Source organism: Micromonospora sp. NPDC005305 (genome assembly GCF_040607315.1).
In the GTDB taxonomy this organism is placed as follows: domain Bacteria; phylum Actinomycetota; class Actinomycetes; order Mycobacteriales; family Micromonosporaceae; genus Micromonospora.
In genome coordinates this window covers 105,500-121,862 of sequence record NZ_JBEXGL010000011.1, presented here as the reverse complement: position 1 = coordinate 121,862, position 16,363 = coordinate 105,500, and the positions used below count along the sequence as shown (strand labels likewise).

Genomic DNA, 16,363 nt, shown 5'->3' with positions numbered 1-16,363 from the left:
GGTACCCGCCCGGGCGATCCGCGAAACCGCGCCCCGACCGGGGGCGACCGGCCGGCCGGCCCTGCTGGTATGAAGAAGCGATGACGAGCGACCCCGCCTCCGCCCGACCGGACCCCACCGACGAGGTCGTGGACCTCTGCCGCGACCTGCTGCGCATCGACACCACCAACACCGGGGACAACGACACCAGCGTCGGGGAGCGCCGGGCCGCGGAGTACGTCGCCGAGAAGCTCGCCGAGGTCGGCGTCGACGCGGAACTGATCGAGTCCGCGCCGGGCCGGGCCAACCTGGTCGCCCGGATCCCCGGCACCGACCCGGGCCGGGACGCGCTGCTCGTGCACGGGCACCTCGACGTGGTGCCCGCCGACCCGGACGAGTGGTCGGTGCACCCGTTCTCCGGCGAGATCCGCGACGGCTACCTGTGGGGCCGCGGCGCCATCGACATGAAGGACTTCGACGCGATGGTGCTGGCCGTGGTCCGCGGCTGGCAGCGCGCCGGGGTCCGCCCGTCCCGCGACATCGTGCTCGCCTTCACCGCCGACGAGGAGGCCGGCAGCGACTACGGCGCGCACTTCCTCGCCCAGCGGCACCGCCACCTCTTCGACGGCTGCACGGAGGCGATCGGCGAGGTCGGCGGCTTCTCCTACTCGGTGGACGAGTCGCGGCGGCTCTACCTCATCGAGACCGCCGAGAAGGGCATCGACTGGCTGCGCCTGCACGCCAAGGGCCGCCCCGGCCACGGCTCGATGGTGCACGACGACAACGCCGTGACCGCGCTCGCCGAGGCGGTGGCCCGGATCGGCGGGCACCGCTTCCCGGTGGTCATGACCGACACCGTCCGGGCGTTCCTGGCCGAGATCTCGGACGTCCTCGGCATCGAGATCGACCCCGACGACCCGGAGACCGCGATCGCCAAGCTCGGCCCGATCGCCAACATCATCGGCGCGACCATCCGCAACACCGCCAACCCGACCCGGCTGACCGCCGGCTACAAGGACAACGTCATCCCGGGCCGGGCCACCGCCACCATCGACTGCCGCAGCCTGCCCGGGCAGAGCGAGGTGCTGGAGCGGCAGCTGCGGGAGCTGGTCGGGCCGGACATCGCCATCGAGTACGTCCAGCGCCAGCCGGCCCTGGAGACCACCTTCGACGGCGACCTGGTCGAGGCGATGTCCGCCGCGCTGCGCGCCGAGGACCCGGGCGCCCGCCCGGTGCCGTACATGCTCTCCGGCGGCACCGACGCCAAGGCGTTCTCCCAGCTCGGCATCCGGTGCTTCGGATTCGCGCCGCTCCGGCTGCCCGCCGACCTCAATTTCTCCGGCCTGTTCCATGGCATCGACGAGCGGGTTCCGCTGGACGGACTACAGTTCGGCGTGCGGGTTCTCGACCGCTTCCTCCGCAGCTGCTGACCGTGCCCGTCGCGCCATCGGCGCGGAACCTCCCCCATCGCGAAGGGACTGCCTCACATGACCGACCAGCACGGTGAGCTGGACGCCGCCCTCGACCGGGTGATCGACGCGGCCCGCGCCCACCTGGCCGCCGTCCGCGCCGCCCAGGGCCGGATCGACGACGACGCCGTCTGGCAGGCGTACGTCAATTTGAACAACGCCTCGTTCGCCTACGACGAGCAGCTGCTCGACGCGTTCGGCGAGGTGACACCGTGGGACGTCGAGTCGATCGACCCGGACGAGGCCGACGAGCGCTTCGGCGGCGCCGAGGGCGTCGAGGCGACCGACCCGCACCCGCGGGTGATCTCCGTGCGGCAGCGGCGGGACTACCGCGTCCCGAGCATCTCCGCGCTGATCCGGGCCGCCGAGGCGGCCCGCCGCGAGGGCACCCCGGAGGAGGACGAGCCGGCCCCGGTCGAGGGGGTCGGCGAGGCGGTGCTGGAGCTGCTGCAGGGCGGCGACGGCTCGCTCTCCGCCCTCGACGTGCCCGAGTTGGAGCCGCTCGACGGCGTGGTCATGGTCAGCGAGGTCGGCACCCCGGTCGACCTGGAGTCCTTCGACGACGACGACCCGGTGGGCCCGTTCCAGCCGGCCGCCGACGACCGGCTGGTCGGCCGGCTCGACGAGCACCCGTTCCTGGAGCTCGACGAGGAGCACGACCACGCCCACTAGGCAGCGACGCCCCCGGAGCCACCACGCGGTGGCTCCGGGGACGCTCCCGCCTGGCGGCCGTCAGTAGGAGAGGCCCGGCTGCGGCTGGTTCACCCGGCGGCGGCGCAGCATGACCTGCCGCGTGCCGTCCCGGAACAGCCGCACCCGGGCCAGCTCCCAGCCGGAGAACTCCGCCTGGATCGCCAGCTGCGCCGCGGCGGTCAACCGATCGACGTTCGAGGGCAACCGCAGCGGCGCGTATTCGTAGTCCATGGCCTCTATGCTGCCCAGCTCGGGAGCCCTCCGCCACCCCCTGACGGTGACCCGCGTCGCCTCTTTCGCGCACCGGCCCGCGGCCGGCGGGGGGTCAGCCGTCCCGTTCCGGGTAGCCCACCGGCACCGCCGAGACGTCGTCCAGCGCCGTGACGATCTCCTCGGGCAGGGTCATCCGCTCCACCTGCAGCGCCCCGAGGAGCTGCCCCACGGTCCGGGCGCCGAGGATCGGCGCCGTCACCCCGGGCCGGTCCCGGACCCACGCGAGGGCCACCTCCAGCGGCGACACGCCCAGGCCGCCGGCCGCGATGGCGACGGCCTCCACGATGCTGGAGCAGCGCGGCTCCAGGTAGGTGGCGACGAAGCGCTCGAAGTGCGGCGACACGGCCCGCGAGTCCGCCGGCCGGCCGTTGCGGTATTTGCCGGTGAGCACCCCGCGACCCAGCGGCGACCAGGGCAGCACACCCAGGCCCATGGCCTCGCAGGCGGGCAGCACCTCACGCTCCACGCCCCGCTCCAGCAGCGAATATTCGACCTGGGCGGCGACCACCGGGGCCCGCCCCGGCCAGGCGGCCTGCCAGGCGGCGGCGCGGGCGGTCTGCCAGCCGGAGAAGTTCGACACCCCGACGTACCGGGCCTTGCCGCTGGACACCGCGTGGTCGAGCGCGGAGAGCGTCTCCTCCAGCGGGGTGTCCGGGTCGTACCCGTGGACCTGCCAGAGGTCGACGTGGTCGGTGCCGAGCCGGCGCAGCGAGGCCTCCAGGGTGCGCAGCAGGTGCCCCCGGGAGCCGTCCCGGCGGCGGCCGCTGCCCGGCCGCAGCCCCGCCTTCGTGGCGATGAGCAGATCGTCGCGGGGTACCAGGCTGCCCAGCAGGGACCCGATCACCGACTCCGCGTCGCCGTCGGCGTACACGTCGGCGGTGTCCACGAGGTTGCCGCCCGCGTCGAGGTAACTCTTCAGCTGGGCGGCCGCGTCGTCTTCATCGGTGTCCCGTCCCCAGGTCATGGTGCCGAGCGCGAGCCGCGAAACCGCCAGCCCGCTTCGGCCGAGCGGTCGCTGTTGCATGGGTGAACCTTATTTCGAAGCCGGCTCCACGGATATCCTCGCCGCAGTCAACTTCCCGCGCGACCTTCCACAGGTGTGACGTGTTCGAGGTGAGCCGGGGGTCCGCGCCACCACCGGCATTGCGTAACCTGATGCGACCTGTGGTGCGGATGGTGGGAGGACCAGTGCGACTCGGGCTCAGCCTCGGATACCAGACGGCGTGGAGCACGCCGGCCGACCACCTGGCGCTGGCCCAGGAGGCGGATCGGCTCGGCTACTCGGTGGTGTGGGCCGCGGAGGCCTACGGCTCCGACTCGCCGAGCATGCTGGCCTGGATGGCCGGCCAGACCGAGCGGATCGACGTGGGCGCCGCGGTGATGCAGATCCCCGCCCGCACCCCGGCGATGACCGCGATGACCGCGGCCACCATCGACGCGCTCTCCGGCGGCCGGTTCCGGCTCGGCCTGGGCGTCTCCGGCCCGCAGGTCTCCGAGGGCTGGCACGGCGTCCGCTTCGCCAAGCCCCTGGCCCGCACCCGGGAGTACGTCGACATCGTGAAGCTGGCCGTGGCCCGCAAGGAGGTCGCGTACGACGGCGAGCACTACACGCTGCCGCTGCCGGACGGCCCGGGCAAGGCGCTGCGGCTGGGCTTCCACCCGCCGCGCGAGCACATCCCGATCTACCTGGCCGCCGTCGGCCCGAAGAACCTGGAGCTGGCCGGCGAGATCGCCGACGGCTGGCTCGCCGTCTTCTACGCCCCCGAGTTCGCCGAGGAGCAGCTCGCCTCGGTGCGGGCCGGGCGGGCCCGGGCCGGCAAGGAGCTGGCCGGCTTCGACGTCGTCCCGTCCGTGCCGGTGGTGGTCGGCGACGACATCGCCACCTGCGCCGAGCTGGTGCGCTGGTACGCGGCCCTCTACGTCGGTGGCATGGGCAGCCGGCAGCAGAACTTCTACAACCAGCTCGCCACCCGGATGGGCTACGGCGACGCCGCCCGCGAGGTGCAGGACCTCTACCTGGCCAAGCGGCAGCGCGACGCGGCCGCCGCGGTGCCCATGGAGTTCATCGACCGCACCTCGCTGCTCGGCCCGAAGGAGCGCATCGCCGAGCGGATGCGGGAGTACGCGGCCGCGGGCGTGACCACCCTGTCGGTCACCCTCTTCGTGGCGGACCGGGACAGCGGCGTGCAGACCCTGCGGACCGTCGCCGAGGCGCTGGACCTCTCCGGAGTCGGCGAGTGACCTGGGTCGAAGCCATCGTCCTGGGCATCGTCCAGGGGCTCACGGAATTCCTGCCGGTCTCGTCCTCCGGGCACCTGCGGATCACCTCGGCGATCTTCTTCGACCGGGACGCCGGGGCGTCGTTCACCGCGGTGACCCAGCTGGGCACCGAGGCGGCGGTGCTCATCTACTTCTTCAAGGACATCTGGCGGATCGTCCGGACCTGGGTGCTCGGCCTGTTCGACAGCTCGGTGCGCTCCAGCCTCGACTACCGCATGGGCTGGTACGTCATCGTCGGCACCATCCCGATCGGCATCTTCGGGCTGCTGTTCAAGGACCAGATCCGCACCGCCGGCCGGAACCTGTACCTGATCTCCGGCACGCTGATCCTCTTCGGCCTGGTGCTGGCCTTCGCCGAGTACTGGGGGCGGCAGACCCGCACGCTGGAGAACTTCCGGATGCGCGACGGCGTCATCATGGGCTTCGCCCAGGCCGCGGCGCTGATCCCGGGTGTCTCCCGTTCCGGCGGCACGCTCACCGCCGGCCTGCTGCTCAACCTCACCCGCGAGACGGCGGCCCGCTACTCGTTCCTGCTGGCCATCCCGGCCGTGGTGATCTCCGGCGTGTTCAGCATCCCGGACGTCTTCGAGCCGTCCGCGCCGGGCACCGCCGCGCCGAGCGTGGCGCAGATGATCGTCGCCACGGTGATCGCCTTCGGCATCGGATACGCGGCCATCGCCTGGCTGCTGCGCTACGTCGCGCACCACACCCTGTACCTGTTCGTCCTCTACCGGGTGGCGCTCGGCTCCCTGGTCCTCTGCCTGCTCCTCACCGGCACGATCGACGCCACCTGACCTTGGATACGCCGCTGGCCGGCACCCCGTGTTGGGGGTGCCGGCCAGCTTGTTTGTGTCAGCTGTTCCAGTGCTGGGCGACGATGTCGGTGGCCTGCTGCTCCCACTGGGCGTAGGCGTCCGGGTAGGCCGAGACCTGCACGGTCTGCGCGGCGTCGGTCAGCGGCATCTTCTCCCAGCCGTCGACCTGCTTCAGGCCCTTGAGGAAGGCGAGGGTGGAGTACTCGGGGTTGGTGATCTGCTCCGGGGTGCCCCAACCGCTGGTCGGGCGCTGCTGGAACAGGCCCAGCGAGTCGTGGTCATTCTTATCGCCGAGGTGGCCCAGGTTCTCCAGCTTCGACTCCTGCAGGCTCGTGGCGATGGAGATGACCGCGGCCCGCTCGGGCAGACCGGCCTTCTTCGTCGCCGCGATGATCGCCTTCGCGTTGGCGGTCTGCTCGTCGTTCAGGTCGATCTTCGACTGGGCGCCCTGCACACTCACCGCCACCGGCGCGGTATGCACCGGCTCAGCAGCGTGGGCGGCGACCGGACCGGCGAAGACACCACCGGTGAAAGCCAGACCAGCAATACCCAGCACACTCTTACGCAGCATCGTGTTCATCACGGATGGCTCCTTGGGGGTTGGCGCACACGACCGACGGGGGTCGGGAATGTATCGGTGTGCGCAAGCACCGTCAGGCGCTCAAGAAAGTCTGAGGGGGATCATCCAGCGCGCGGGGCGAAGCCTCTACGTCGCGCCGGGACCATGTACAACGACCGACCGGCCATCGTCATTCCCGGCCGGGCAGTCCCGCCTCGGCGGGCGGTCGCTCTCGGCGGGTCACCCCGGGAGGCGGGGCGTGGTCCTCGGCCGTTCACGGGGATACAACGACCCCCGCCCGCCCACCATTCCACCGTCGGGATGCCGCCGGTCACCCCCGGAACCGGACACCGCGCCCAGGTCGGGACCGTCGGTGGAACGCCATGGATGTATCCGGACCCGGGAGACACACATAGCGTTCCACTCACCGCACACGCAGGGCACGAACCGGACACCCACCCCACACCGAGCCTGCGTGCGTGGGCGGCTACGAACGTGATGACGTAAACGGATCGGCGCGGCGGCCCGCCCCAACCGTCGCCTCGTCGGCGCCTGTCGAGCTGATGTCGACAGCGACTCGACGGCCAGGCGCACCGCGGCCAGGGAACGCCGCAGCCCCGAGGCGCCCAGCCGCAGGCCCGCCCAGCCACCGTCCCAAAACCAGCCCCGCGCCCACCCAGCACCGGCCCACCGGCCCGACCCTCTTGCTCTGCAGCCACGGACGCAGCATGTCCGGCCCACGGCCGCTGCGTGGATGGCTGCAGAGCGAAGGCGGTGGGTGAGCACCTGCCACCCGTGGCGGGCGACCGAACGCGATCCGTCCCGACCTGCCCCAAACCGGCAGCGCCGAGCCCGAACCTCGGGTCGCCGTAGCGGGACGCGCAGAGAAGCGGCACAGACAACAGCGCCGCCCGGCCCCGGAGGGACGGGCGGCGCTGTAGGTGTCGGTGTGCAGGTCGCCTCTCGGCGAGTGGCACGACGCGGCTCCAGCCGAACGGTATTCCGCGAAGGCAATGAGGTGAGGCCCGGGGACACTGGACACACCGACGCTCTGCACAACGGCCCGACCGGGTCCGGTGTTCCGGGCAGGGAGGTGTTCGCCGTCACAGCCCCGCCCCGATACCGCCACATCCCGTGGTGCAGTCGATCAAGGGGTGGTCAGCGCCTAGGGTGGTCTGCGTGGCGACCCTTCTGCTTCTGCGACACGGCCGGACCACCGCGAACGCCGACGGTGGCCTGGCCGGCCGGCAACCGGTCGAGCTGGACGACACCGGGCGCGCCCAGGCCACGGCGGTGGGCGAGCGGCTCAAGGGCCTGCCCCTCGCGGTGGTGGTGACCAGCCCGCTGATCCGCTGCCGGCAGACCCTGGAGCTGGCCCTGCCCGGGGCTGCGCCGGTGGTCGAGGAGGGCCTGATCGAGTGCGGTTACGGCGCCTGGGAGGGTCAGCCGTTGAAGAAGCTGGCGAAGGAGCCGCTCTGGCCCGTGGTGCAGCAGCACCCGAGTGCCGCCGTGTTCCCGGAGGGGGAGTCGATGGCGGCGATGTCGGCGCGGGCGGTCGCCGCGGTGCGCTCCTGGGACGCCCGGATCAGCGCCGCGCACGGGCCCGAGGCGGTCTGGCTGGCGTGCAGCCACGGCGACGTGATCAAGGCGATCGTGGCCGACGCGCTGGGCGTACACCTGGATCTGTTCCAGCGGATCGTGGCCGACCCGGCGTCGGTGACCGCGATCCGCTACACGCCGCTGCGGCCCTTCCTGGTCCGGCTCAACGACACCGGCGGCGATCTCGCCGGGCTGGTCCCGCCGCCGCGCAAGCGGCGCCGGCGGGCGACCGGGGCGACCGACTCGGACGCGGCCGTGGGTGGCGGAGCGGGGGCGACCCGGTGAGCCGCCCCGCCACGCCCGGCAACGGCGGGAGGCGGCCCTGGCGTTTCGCCCTGGGCGGATTCGGCGTCGGTGCGCTGCGCGACGGTTCCGCACGCCGGATAGGGTCGTGGGTATGACCCACCAGGTGCACGCCTTCGAGCCGCCGGAGCGGTTCGTCGCCGGAACCGTCGGCCCGCCGGGGGAGCGCACGTTCTTCCTCCAGGCGCGCGGCGGGGGCCGGCTGGTCAGCGTCGCGCTGGAGAAGGTCCAGGTGTCCCTGCTCGCCGAGAAGCTGGAGGAGTTGCTCTCCGAGGCGCAGCGCCGGTTCGGCGTGGACCTGCCGGAGGCGACCCCGGTGACCGGCGACAACGACCCGCTCGACACCCCGGTCGACGAGGAGTTCCGGGTCGGCACCCTGGGCCTGGCCTTCGACGTGGACTCCGCCACCGTGGTGATCGAGGCGATCGCCGCCGGTGAGGCGGAGGCCGAGGTCGAGCTGGGCGACGCGGACGACGACACCGACGAGGACCCGGACGAACCGGACGACGACCTCGACCGGCTCCGGGTCCGGTTGACCCCCGACGCGACCCGCGCGTTCATCGAGCGGGCCCGCCGGGTGGTCAACGCCGGCCGTCCGCCCTGCCCGCTCTGCGGCCAGCCGCTCGACCCTGCCGGTCACCTCTGCCCCCGGCACAACGGTTACCACCGGTGACGTCGTCCGAACTTCAGCCCCGACAGGACGCCGCCGCCTCGCTGCGACTGCTCAGCGACGGTGAACTCACCCTGGAGGGGCGGCTGGTCGACGCCTCCAACACCACCCTGCGCGGCGTCATCACCCTCGACGGGGCGACCGCGCGCTGCGTCTACAAGCCGGTCCGCGGCGAGCGCCCGCTCTGGGACTTCCCGGACGGGACGCTCGCCGGCCGGGAGGTTTCGGCCTACCTGGTCTCGCAGGCCACCGGCTGGGACCTGGTGCCGCCGACCGTGCTGCGGGACGGCCCGTTCGGTCCCGGCTCGTGCCAGCTCTGGATCGACGAGCCGGACGACGCCGAGCCGCTGGTCGGTTTCGTGCCGGCCGAGACGGTGCCGCCGCGCTGGTTCCCGGTCGCCGCGGCGCGCGACGACGACGGGGCCGCCTACGCGCTGGCGCACGCCGACGATCCCCGGCTGGCCCGGCTGGCGCTCCTCGACGCGGTGATCAACAACGCCGACCGCAAGGGCGGGCACGTGCTCGTCGGTCCGGACGACCGGGTCTACGGCGTCGACCACGGGGTCTGCTTCCACGTCGAGGAGAAGCTGCGCACCGTGCTCTGGGGCTGGGCCGGCCGGCAGCTCCCGCCGGACGCGGTGGCGATGCTCGACGGGCTGGCCGGCCAGCTCACCGGGGCGCTCGGTGACGAGCTGGCCGACCACCTCACCATCAGCGAGGTCGCCGAGGTGGCGGCCCGGGTGGACCGGCTGCGGGAGACCGGGCGGTTCCCGCTGCCGCCCGAGGAGTGGCCGGCCATGCCCTGGCCGCCCATGTGAGCCGCTGTCGCGTTGATCACCCGAGGCGCGCCACCCGAGCGCCTGACGGATCGTTAGGCTGGCAATCATGGAGTCTTGGGCGGGACACGAGGTGCCACGGCTGCCGGGCAAGGGCACGCCACTGAGCTTGTACGACTCGGCGCGGCAAGGCCTCCACTCCAGTCAGCCCGACGGCGCGGCCAGCATGTACGTCTGCGGCATCACCCCGTACGACGCGACCCACCTGGGCCACGCCGCCACCATGATCACGTTTGACCTGGTGCAGCGGATGTGGCGGGACGCCGGCCTGACCGTGCGGTACGTGCAGAACGTCACCGACATCGACGACCCACTGCTGGAGCGGGCCGAGCGCGACGGCGAGGACTGGAAGGTCCTGGCCATGCGGGAGACCGCCCTGTTCCGCGAGGACATGGAGGCGCTGCGGATCATCCCGCCGGCGCACTACGTCGGCGCGGTCGAGTCGATCCCGGACATCGCCGAGAAGGTCCTCGTGCTGCTCAAGGACGGCGCGGCCTACCGGCTCGACGACGGCACCGGGGACGTCTACTTCGACGTCGCGGCCGCCCCCGCTTTCGGCTACGAGTCCAACCTGTCCCGGGAGCAGATGCTGGAGATCTTCCCGGAGCGCGGCGGCGACCCGGACCGGGCCGGCAAGCGGGACCCGCTCGACCCGCTGCTGTGGCGCGGCGCCCGCGAGGGCGAGCCCTCCTGGCCGGGCGGCGAGCTGGGCGCCGGCCGTCCCGGCTGGCACATCGAGTGCGCGGTGATCGCGCTGAACCTGCTCGGCGATCGGATCGCCGTTCAGGGCGGCGGCAACGACCTGCTCTTCCCACACCACGAGTGCTCGGCGGCGCACGCGGAGCGGCTGACCGGCCAGGCGCCGTTCGCCGACCACTACGTGCACGCCGGCATGATCGGCCTGGACGGCGAGAAGATGTCGAAGTCCCGGGGCAACCTGGTCTTCGTCTCCCGGCTCCGGGCCGACCAGGTCGACTCCATGGCGGTGCGGCTGGCGCTGCTCAGCGGACACTACCGCAGCGACCGCTCGTGGACCGACGAGCTGCTGGTCGCGGCCCAGGAGCGGCTGGCTCGCTGGCGCCGGGCCGCCGCCGCGCCGGCCGGCCCGTCGGGGGACGAGCTGCTGGCCGGGGTACGCGCCCGCCTCGCCGACGACCTCGACAGCCCCGGCGCCCTCGCCGTGGCCGACGCCTGGGCCGACCAGGCCCTGGCCGGGGTCGCCGACGACGGGGCAGCCCCGAAGCTGTTCGCCGACACCGTCGACGCCCTCCTCGGCATCCGCCTCTGACCCCGGCTCTCCACACCGGCCCCGAGCGCCCGACCCCCGGCCCGGGCAGGCGCGGGCGGGGGAGCGGACCGCGCGGGTCAGCCCAGGATGAGGCCGGGGTCGGGGTCGGGTTCCGGCTGCGGGGCGGGGATCCGGTACTCCTCGGTGAGCGTGGTCATCGGGCCGGGCCAGGTGGCATGGGCGACCTCGATGGGCTTGCGCTGGGCGTCGTAGGCGACGTGCAGCAGGTGCAGCACCGGGGTGTCCGGGCGGATCTGGAGGATCTCCGCCTCCTCCCGGCTGGGCTGGCGGGCGCTGATCGTGTCGGTCGCCGTGACGTACCGGCGGCCGGTGGCCTCCTCGGCCTCCTGGTAGAGCGGGCGGCCGAACGCCTCGGCGCGCTCCAGGGAGGTGCCGGCGGTGTCGGCGGGCAGGAACCAGGAAGCGCCGACCTCGACGGGTGAGTCGTCGGTGCGGACCAGGTGCCGCCGGCAGAGCAGTTCGGTGCCGTCGGCCACCCCGAACGCGTCGGCCACCTCGGGCGGGGCGGCGGCGCGGCCCACCGAGACGAGCTGCTGCCGGTACCGGGCGGCCAGGTCGGTGTGGTAGCCGCGGAAGCCGCCGTACCGGCCCCGGGAGAGCCGGTTGAGCCGGCGCCGGGTGCCCCGGACGTACGTACCGGAGCCGGGCTTCGTGATCAGGATGCCCTCGACCCGCAGCTGGTCGACGGCGCGCTGCACGGTCTGCTTCGCGACGCCGAACATCTCGGCGATGGCCGGGATGGACGGCAGCCGTTCGCCGGGACCCCAGTCGCCGCGGCGGACCTGGGCCTTGAGCTGTGCGGCGATCTGCCGGTGCGGGAACTCGGCCGCGCCGGGATTGATCTGCATGCCCGCCTCCTCGTGACAGCTAGGTTCCTAGGATGCCCTAGACGGTGTGACCTCGCCACCCCGGACACGCGAGAACCGGGCCCCGCCCGGGACCCGGTTCTCGTCGGAAGTGGGCTACCAGGAGCCGGCGGTGGGGCCGGCGGAGCCGCCCCGGCGGCGCAGGTACTTCTCGAACTCCTGCGCGATCTCGTCCCCGGTCAGCGGGGTGATGCCGGCGTCGCCGACCCGCTCCTCCAGCTCACGGACGTACTCGCCCAGCTCGGCGTCCTGCTCGGCGGCGCTGCGCACGCGCTGCTCCCATTCGGCGGCCTCCTCGGCAAGGTCGGCCATCGGCACCGGCAGGTCGAGGACCTCCTCGACCCGGTGCAGCAGCGCCAGGGTGGCCTTGGGGCAGGGCGGGTTGTTGGCGTAGTGCGGCACGTGCACCCAGAACGAGACGGCGTCCACCTCGGCCCGGGTGCAGGCGTCGTGCAGCACGCCGACGATGCCGGTCGGCCCGTCGTAGCGGGTCGGGGTGAGCTGGTAGCGCTTGGCGGCGTCGGCGTCCGAGGCGCTGCCGCTGATCGGCAGCGGCCGGGTGTAGGGCACGTCGGCCAGCAGCGCGCCGAGCAGCACCACCCGCTCGACCTCCAGGCTGTGGCAGATCTCCAGCACCTGCTCGCAGAAGGTGCGCCACCGCATGCTCGGCTCGATGCCGCGGATCAGCACCACGTCCCGGTCGGTGCCCTCCGGGCTGGCCACCATGAAGCGGGTGGTCGGCCACTCGACCCGGCGGGTCTCGCCGTCGGCCATCGTGATGGTCGGGCGGCTCACCTGGAAGTCGTAGAAGTCCTCCGGGTCCAGCTCGGTCACCTGGCGGGCCTGCCAGACCTGCTCCAGGTGCTCCACGGCCGCAGTCGAGGCGTCGGCGGCGTCGTTCCACCCCTCGAAGGCCGCGATGGCGACCGGGGACCGCAGCACCGGCAGTCCGTCGAACTCGGTCACGCCGTCACCTCGAGCCGTCGTACGGTCGCGTCGCTGTTGTCCTTCACGTCCGCCAGCCTACGTGCCGCCGCCGGGCGCGGCCCGTCGGCCGCGCCGGTCGGCCGGCCCGACCAGTCGGGCGAACCGGATGAAAGGTACGCGGTGATCCCGCTGACAGTATGTGGGAAGCCCAGGTTGCGGTGACCTCTCCACGCCGGGTCGCACTAACCTGGCCCTGTGCGGACTTCGTTGCTCGATGTGCTGGCCGACCGGATCCTCATCGCCGACGGCGCGATGGGCACCATGCTCCACGCCGCCGACCTGACCCTGGACGACTTCGAGGGCCTCGAGGGCTGCAACGAGATCCTCAACGTCACCCGTCCGGACGTGGTCCGGGGCGTGCACGACGCCTACCTGGCCGCCGGCGCGGACTGCGTGGAGACCAACACCTTCGGCGCCAACCTGCCCAACCTCGCCGAGTACGGCATCGCCGAGCGGATCCGCGAGCTGTCCGAGGCGGGCGCGCGGCTCGCCCGGGAGGCCGCCGACGCGTACGCGACGCCGGAGCAGCCGCGGTTCGTGCTCGGCTCGATGGGGCCCGGCACGAAGCTGCCCACCCTCGGGCACGCGGCGTACGCGACCCTGCGGGACGCGTACCAGGAGAACGCGGCCGGCCTGATCGCCGGTGGTGCGGACGCGCTGATCATCGAGACCTGTCAGGACCTGCTTCAGGTGAAGGCCGCCGTGGTCGGCGCCAAGCGGGCCCGGGCCGAGCTGGGTCGGGACGTCCCGATCATCTGCCAGGTGGCCGTGGAGACCACCGGCACCATGCTGCTGGGCAGCGAGATCGGCGCGGCGCTGACCGCCATCGAGCCGCTCGGCGTCGACCTGATCGGCCTGAACTGCTCGACCGGCCCGGCCGAGATGGGCGAGCACCTGCGCTACCTGTCCCAGCACTCCCGCATCCCGGTCTCGGTCATGCCGAACGCCGGCCTCCCGGTGCTGACCGCCGACGGGGCCTACTTCCCGCTGAGCCCGGACGAGCTGGCCGACGCGCTGGACCGGTTCGTCACCGACTACGGCGTGTCCCTGGTCGGCGGCTGCTGCGGCACCACGCCCGAGCACATCCGGGTGCTGGTCGAGCGGCTGCGCGGCCGGCGGCCGGTGGCCCGGGAGCCGCGCCCCGAGGCGGGCGTGTCGTCGATCTACCACCACGTGCCGTTCGCCCAGGACGCCAGCATCCTGATGGTGGGGGAGCGGAGCAACGCCAACGGCTCCAAGGCGTTCCGCGAGGCCATGCTGGCGGCCGACTGGCAGGCCTGCGTCGAGATCGCCCGCGGCCAGGCCCGGGACGGCTCGCACCTGCTGGACCTCTGCGTCGACTACGTCGGCCGGGACGGCACGCAGGACATGCGCGAGCTGGCCGGCCGGTTCGCCACCGCCTCGACCCTGCCGATCATGCTGGACTCGACGGAGCCGGCGGTGGTCGAGGCGGGGCTGGAGATGCTCGGCGGCCGCTGCGTGGTCAACTCGGTCAACTTCGAGGACGGCGACGGCCCGGAGTCCCGCTACGCCCGGGTGATGCCGGTGGTCCGGGAGCACGGCGCCGCCGTGGTGGCGCTGCTCATCGACGAGGAGGGCCAGGCCCGCACCCGGGACTGGAAGGTACGCGTCGCGTCCCGGCTCATCGACGACCTGACCGGCCGGTGGGGGCTGCGCCGGGAGGACATCCTCATCGACGCGCTGACCTTCCCGATCGCCACCGGGCAGGAGGAGACCCGCCGCGACGGCATCGAGACGATCGAGGCCATCCGGGAGATCGCCGCCCGCTACCCGGGCGTCAACTTCACCCTGGGCATCTCGAACGTCTCCTTCGGCCTCAACCCGGCGGCCCGGCAGGTGCTCAACTCCGTGTTCCTGCACGAGTGCGCGCAGGCCGGCCTGACCTCGGCCATCGTGCACGCCAGCAAGATCCTGCCCATGTCGAAGATCCCCGACGAACAGCGCGAGATCGCACTCGACCTCGTCTACGACCGGCGCCGCGAGGGCTACGACCCGGTGCAGCGGTTCATCGAGGTCTTCGAGGGCGTCGACGCCGCCTCGGCGCGGGCCACGCGGGCGGAGGAGTTGGCCGCGCTGCCGCTGGACGAGCGGCTCAAGCGGCGGATCATCGACGGGGAGCGCAACGGCCTGGAGGCCGACCTGGACACGGCGATGGCCGAGGGGCGCACGCCGCTGTCCATCATCAACGACCTGCTGCTGGACGGCATGAAGGTGGTCGGTGAGCTGTTCGGCTCCGGTCAGATGCAGTTGCCGTTCGTGCTCCAGTCCGCCGAGGTGATGAAGACCGCGGTGGCCTACCTGGAGCCGCACATGGAGAAGACCGACGACGACGGCAAGGGGCGCATCGTGCTCGCCACCGTCAAGGGCGACGTGCACGACATCGGCAAGAACCTCGTCGACATCATCCTGTCCAACAACGGCTACGACGTCGTCAACATCGGCATCAAGCAGCCGATCAACGCGATCCTCGACGCGGCCGAGGAGCACCGGGCCGACGCCATCGGCATGTCCGGCCTGCTGGTCAAGAGCACGGTCATCATGAAGGAGAACCTGGCCGAGATGGCCTCGCGCGGGGTCGCCGAGCGCTGGCCCGTGCTGCTCGGCGGCGCGGCTCTCACCCGGGCGTACGTGGAGGACGACCTGCGCTCGGTGTTCCCCGGGCAGGTGCACTACGCCCGGGACGCGTTCGAGGGGCTGTCCCTCATGGACCGGGTGATGACGGCGAAACGGGGCGGCGCGCCGGTGGTCGACCCGGAGCGGGAGGCCGCCCTGGCGGCCCGCCGGGAGCGGCGGGAGCGGCAGCGGGCCCTGGTCCGCGAGGCGCTGCCGGAGCTGGACGACGCGTCGGTGCGCTCCGACGTGGCCGCCGACGCCGACGTGCCCACCCCGCCGTTCTTCGGCACGCGGGTGGTCAAGGGTGTGCCCCTCGCGGACTACGCGGCGCTGCTCGACGAGCGGGCCACCTTCCTGGGCCAGTGGGGGCTGCGCGGGGCGCGGGGCGGCCAGGGCCCGTCGTACGAGGAGCTGGTGGAGACCGAGGGGCGGCCCCGGCTGCGCTACTGGCTGGACCGGCTCATCGCCGACCAGGTCCTCGAGGCCGCCGTGGTCTACGGCTACTTCCCGGCCTACTCCGAGGGCAACGACCTGGTGGTGCTGGACGAGAACGGGCACGCCGAGCGGGCCCGGTTCTCGTTCCCCCGGCAGCGGCAGGAGCGCCGGCTCTGCCTGGCCGACTTCTTCCGCCCGAAGGGCGAGCAGCTGGACGTGGTGGCGTTGCAGCTGGTCACCGTCGGGCAGCCGATCAGCGAGTACACGGCGAAGATGTTCGCCGGCAACGAGTACCGCGACTACCTGGAGGTGCACGGCCTGTCGGTACAGCTCACCGAGGCGCTGGCCGAGTACTGGCACCGGCGGATCCGCGCCGAGCTGGTCCTGCCGGGCGGGCGTACGGTCGCCGACGAGGACCCGGCGGACCTGGCCGGCCTGCTGCGCACCGACTACCGGGGCTGCCGGTACGCGTTCGGCTACCCGGCCTGCCCGGACCTGGAGGACCGGGCGAAGATCGTGGAGCTGCTCGGCGCCGAGCGGATCAACGTGCAGCTGTCGGAGGAGTTCCAGCTCGTCCCCGAGCAGGCCACCGACGCGATCGTCGTCCACCACCCCGAGGCCAACTACTTCAACGCCAAGTGATCGCCGCAGATGCT

14 protein-coding genes are annotated in these 16,363 nt (G+C 72.7%); 9 read left to right on the top strand and 5 right to left on the bottom strand.

Annotation, left to right across the window (positions count from 1 at the left end; genetic code table 11):
• Positions 1-80: 80 nt before the first annotated feature.
• Both ABZS80_RS19990 and ABZS80_RS19985 read left to right on the top strand, forming a co-directional pair.
• Positions 81-1,409: a M20/M25/M40 family metallo-hydrolase gene (locus ABZS80_RS19990; protein WP_355057809.1), complete on the top strand. Its 1,329-nt coding sequence runs from the start codon at positions 81-83 to the stop codon at positions 1,407-1,409.
• 57 nt (positions 1,410-1,466) lie between these two features.
• Complete coding sequence (locus tag ABZS80_RS19985; protein ID WP_355057807.1) at positions 1,467-2,120, top strand: hypothetical protein; 654 nt, start codon at positions 1,467-1,469, stop codon at positions 2,118-2,120.
• A 60-nt stretch (positions 2,121-2,180) separates the two neighbouring features.
• Here ABZS80_RS19985 and ABZS80_RS19980 read toward each other — a convergent pair whose 3' ends face one another.
• Positions 2,181-2,372: a DUF5703 family protein gene (locus tag ABZS80_RS19980; protein ID WP_120682271.1), complete on the bottom strand. Its 192-nt coding sequence runs from the start codon at positions 2,370-2,372 to the stop codon at positions 2,181-2,183.
• A 94-nt stretch (positions 2,373-2,466) separates the two neighbouring features.
• Positions 2,467-3,438: an aldo/keto reductase gene (locus tag ABZS80_RS19975; protein ID WP_355057805.1), complete on the bottom strand. Its 972-nt coding sequence runs from the start codon at positions 3,436-3,438 to the stop codon at positions 2,467-2,469.
• A gap of 164 nt (positions 3,439-3,602) precedes the next feature.
• Here ABZS80_RS19975 and ABZS80_RS19970 point away from each other — a divergent pair, with 164 nt between their 5' ends.
• Positions 3,603-4,655: an LLM class F420-dependent oxidoreductase gene (locus tag ABZS80_RS19970; protein ID WP_151464363.1), complete on the top strand. Its 1,053-nt coding sequence runs from the start codon at positions 3,603-3,605 to the stop codon at positions 4,653-4,655.
• Complete coding sequence (locus ABZS80_RS19965; protein ID WP_355057803.1) at positions 4,652-5,488, top strand: undecaprenyl-diphosphate phosphatase; 837 nt, start codon at positions 4,652-4,654, stop codon at positions 5,486-5,488. The genes ABZS80_RS19970 and ABZS80_RS19965 overlap by 4 nt, the downstream gene beginning before the upstream one ends.
• 58 nt (positions 5,489-5,546) lie before the next feature.
• Here the strand turns inward: ABZS80_RS19965 and ABZS80_RS19960 are convergent, their stop codons facing one another.
• Positions 5,547-6,089: a hypothetical protein gene (locus ABZS80_RS19960; RefSeq protein WP_355057995.1), complete on the bottom strand. Its 543-nt coding sequence runs from the start codon at positions 6,087-6,089 to the stop codon at positions 5,547-5,549.
• 1,149 nt (positions 6,090-7,238) lie between these two features.
• On the opposite strand from ABZS80_RS19960, the gene ABZS80_RS19955 reads away from it, so the two are divergent.
• The 4 genes from ABZS80_RS19955 to mshC all read left to right on the top strand — a co-directional run bounded on the left by ABZS80_RS19955 (position 7,239) and on the right by mshC (position 10,764).
• Complete coding sequence (locus tag ABZS80_RS19955; RefSeq protein WP_355057993.1) at positions 7,239-7,952, top strand: histidine phosphatase family protein; 714 nt, start codon at positions 7,239-7,241, stop codon at positions 7,950-7,952.
• A 112-nt stretch (positions 7,953-8,064) separates the two neighbouring features.
• Complete coding sequence (locus ABZS80_RS19950) at positions 8,065-8,643, top strand: DUF3090 domain-containing protein (protein ID WP_355057801.1); 579 nt, start codon at positions 8,065-8,067, stop codon at positions 8,641-8,643.
• On the top strand, positions 8,640-9,458 hold the full coding sequence (locus ABZS80_RS19945; RefSeq protein WP_355057799.1) for an SCO1664 family protein: 819 nt from the start codon (positions 8,640-8,642) through the stop codon (positions 9,456-9,458). Before ABZS80_RS19950 ends, ABZS80_RS19945 begins: the two co-directional genes overlap by 4 nt.
• Before the next feature lie 67 nt (positions 9,459-9,525).
• Positions 9,526-10,764, top strand: a complete 1,239-nt coding sequence (mshC, locus tag ABZS80_RS19940) for a cysteine--1-D-myo-inosityl 2-amino-2-deoxy-alpha-D-glucopyranoside ligase (protein WP_355057797.1) — start codon at positions 9,526-9,528, stop codon at positions 10,762-10,764.
• 77 nt (positions 10,765-10,841) lie between these two features.
• On the opposite strand, the gene ABZS80_RS19935 is transcribed toward mshC, so the two are convergent.
• Together ABZS80_RS19935 and ABZS80_RS19930 are read right to left on the bottom strand one after the other, a co-directional pair.
• Positions 10,842-11,633 carry a GntR family transcriptional regulator gene (locus ABZS80_RS19935; RefSeq protein ID WP_355057795.1) on the bottom strand — a complete coding sequence of 264 codons (792 nt, stop codon included), beginning with the start codon at positions 11,631-11,633 and terminating at the stop codon, positions 10,842-10,844.
• A 114-nt stretch (positions 11,634-11,747) separates the two neighbouring features.
• Positions 11,748-12,617, bottom strand: a complete 870-nt coding sequence (locus tag ABZS80_RS19930) for a PAC2 family protein (RefSeq protein WP_355057793.1) — start codon at positions 12,615-12,617, stop codon at positions 11,748-11,750.
• A gap of 216 nt (positions 12,618-12,833) precedes the next feature.
• On the opposite strand from ABZS80_RS19930, the gene metH reads away from it, so the two are divergent.
• Positions 12,834-16,349 (top strand): methionine synthase, encoded by a 3,516-nt coding sequence (metH, locus tag ABZS80_RS19925; RefSeq protein ID WP_355057791.1) that lies wholly within the window; start codon positions 12,834-12,836, stop codon positions 16,347-16,349.
• The last annotated feature ends 14 nt before the right edge of the window (positions 16,350-16,363 follow it).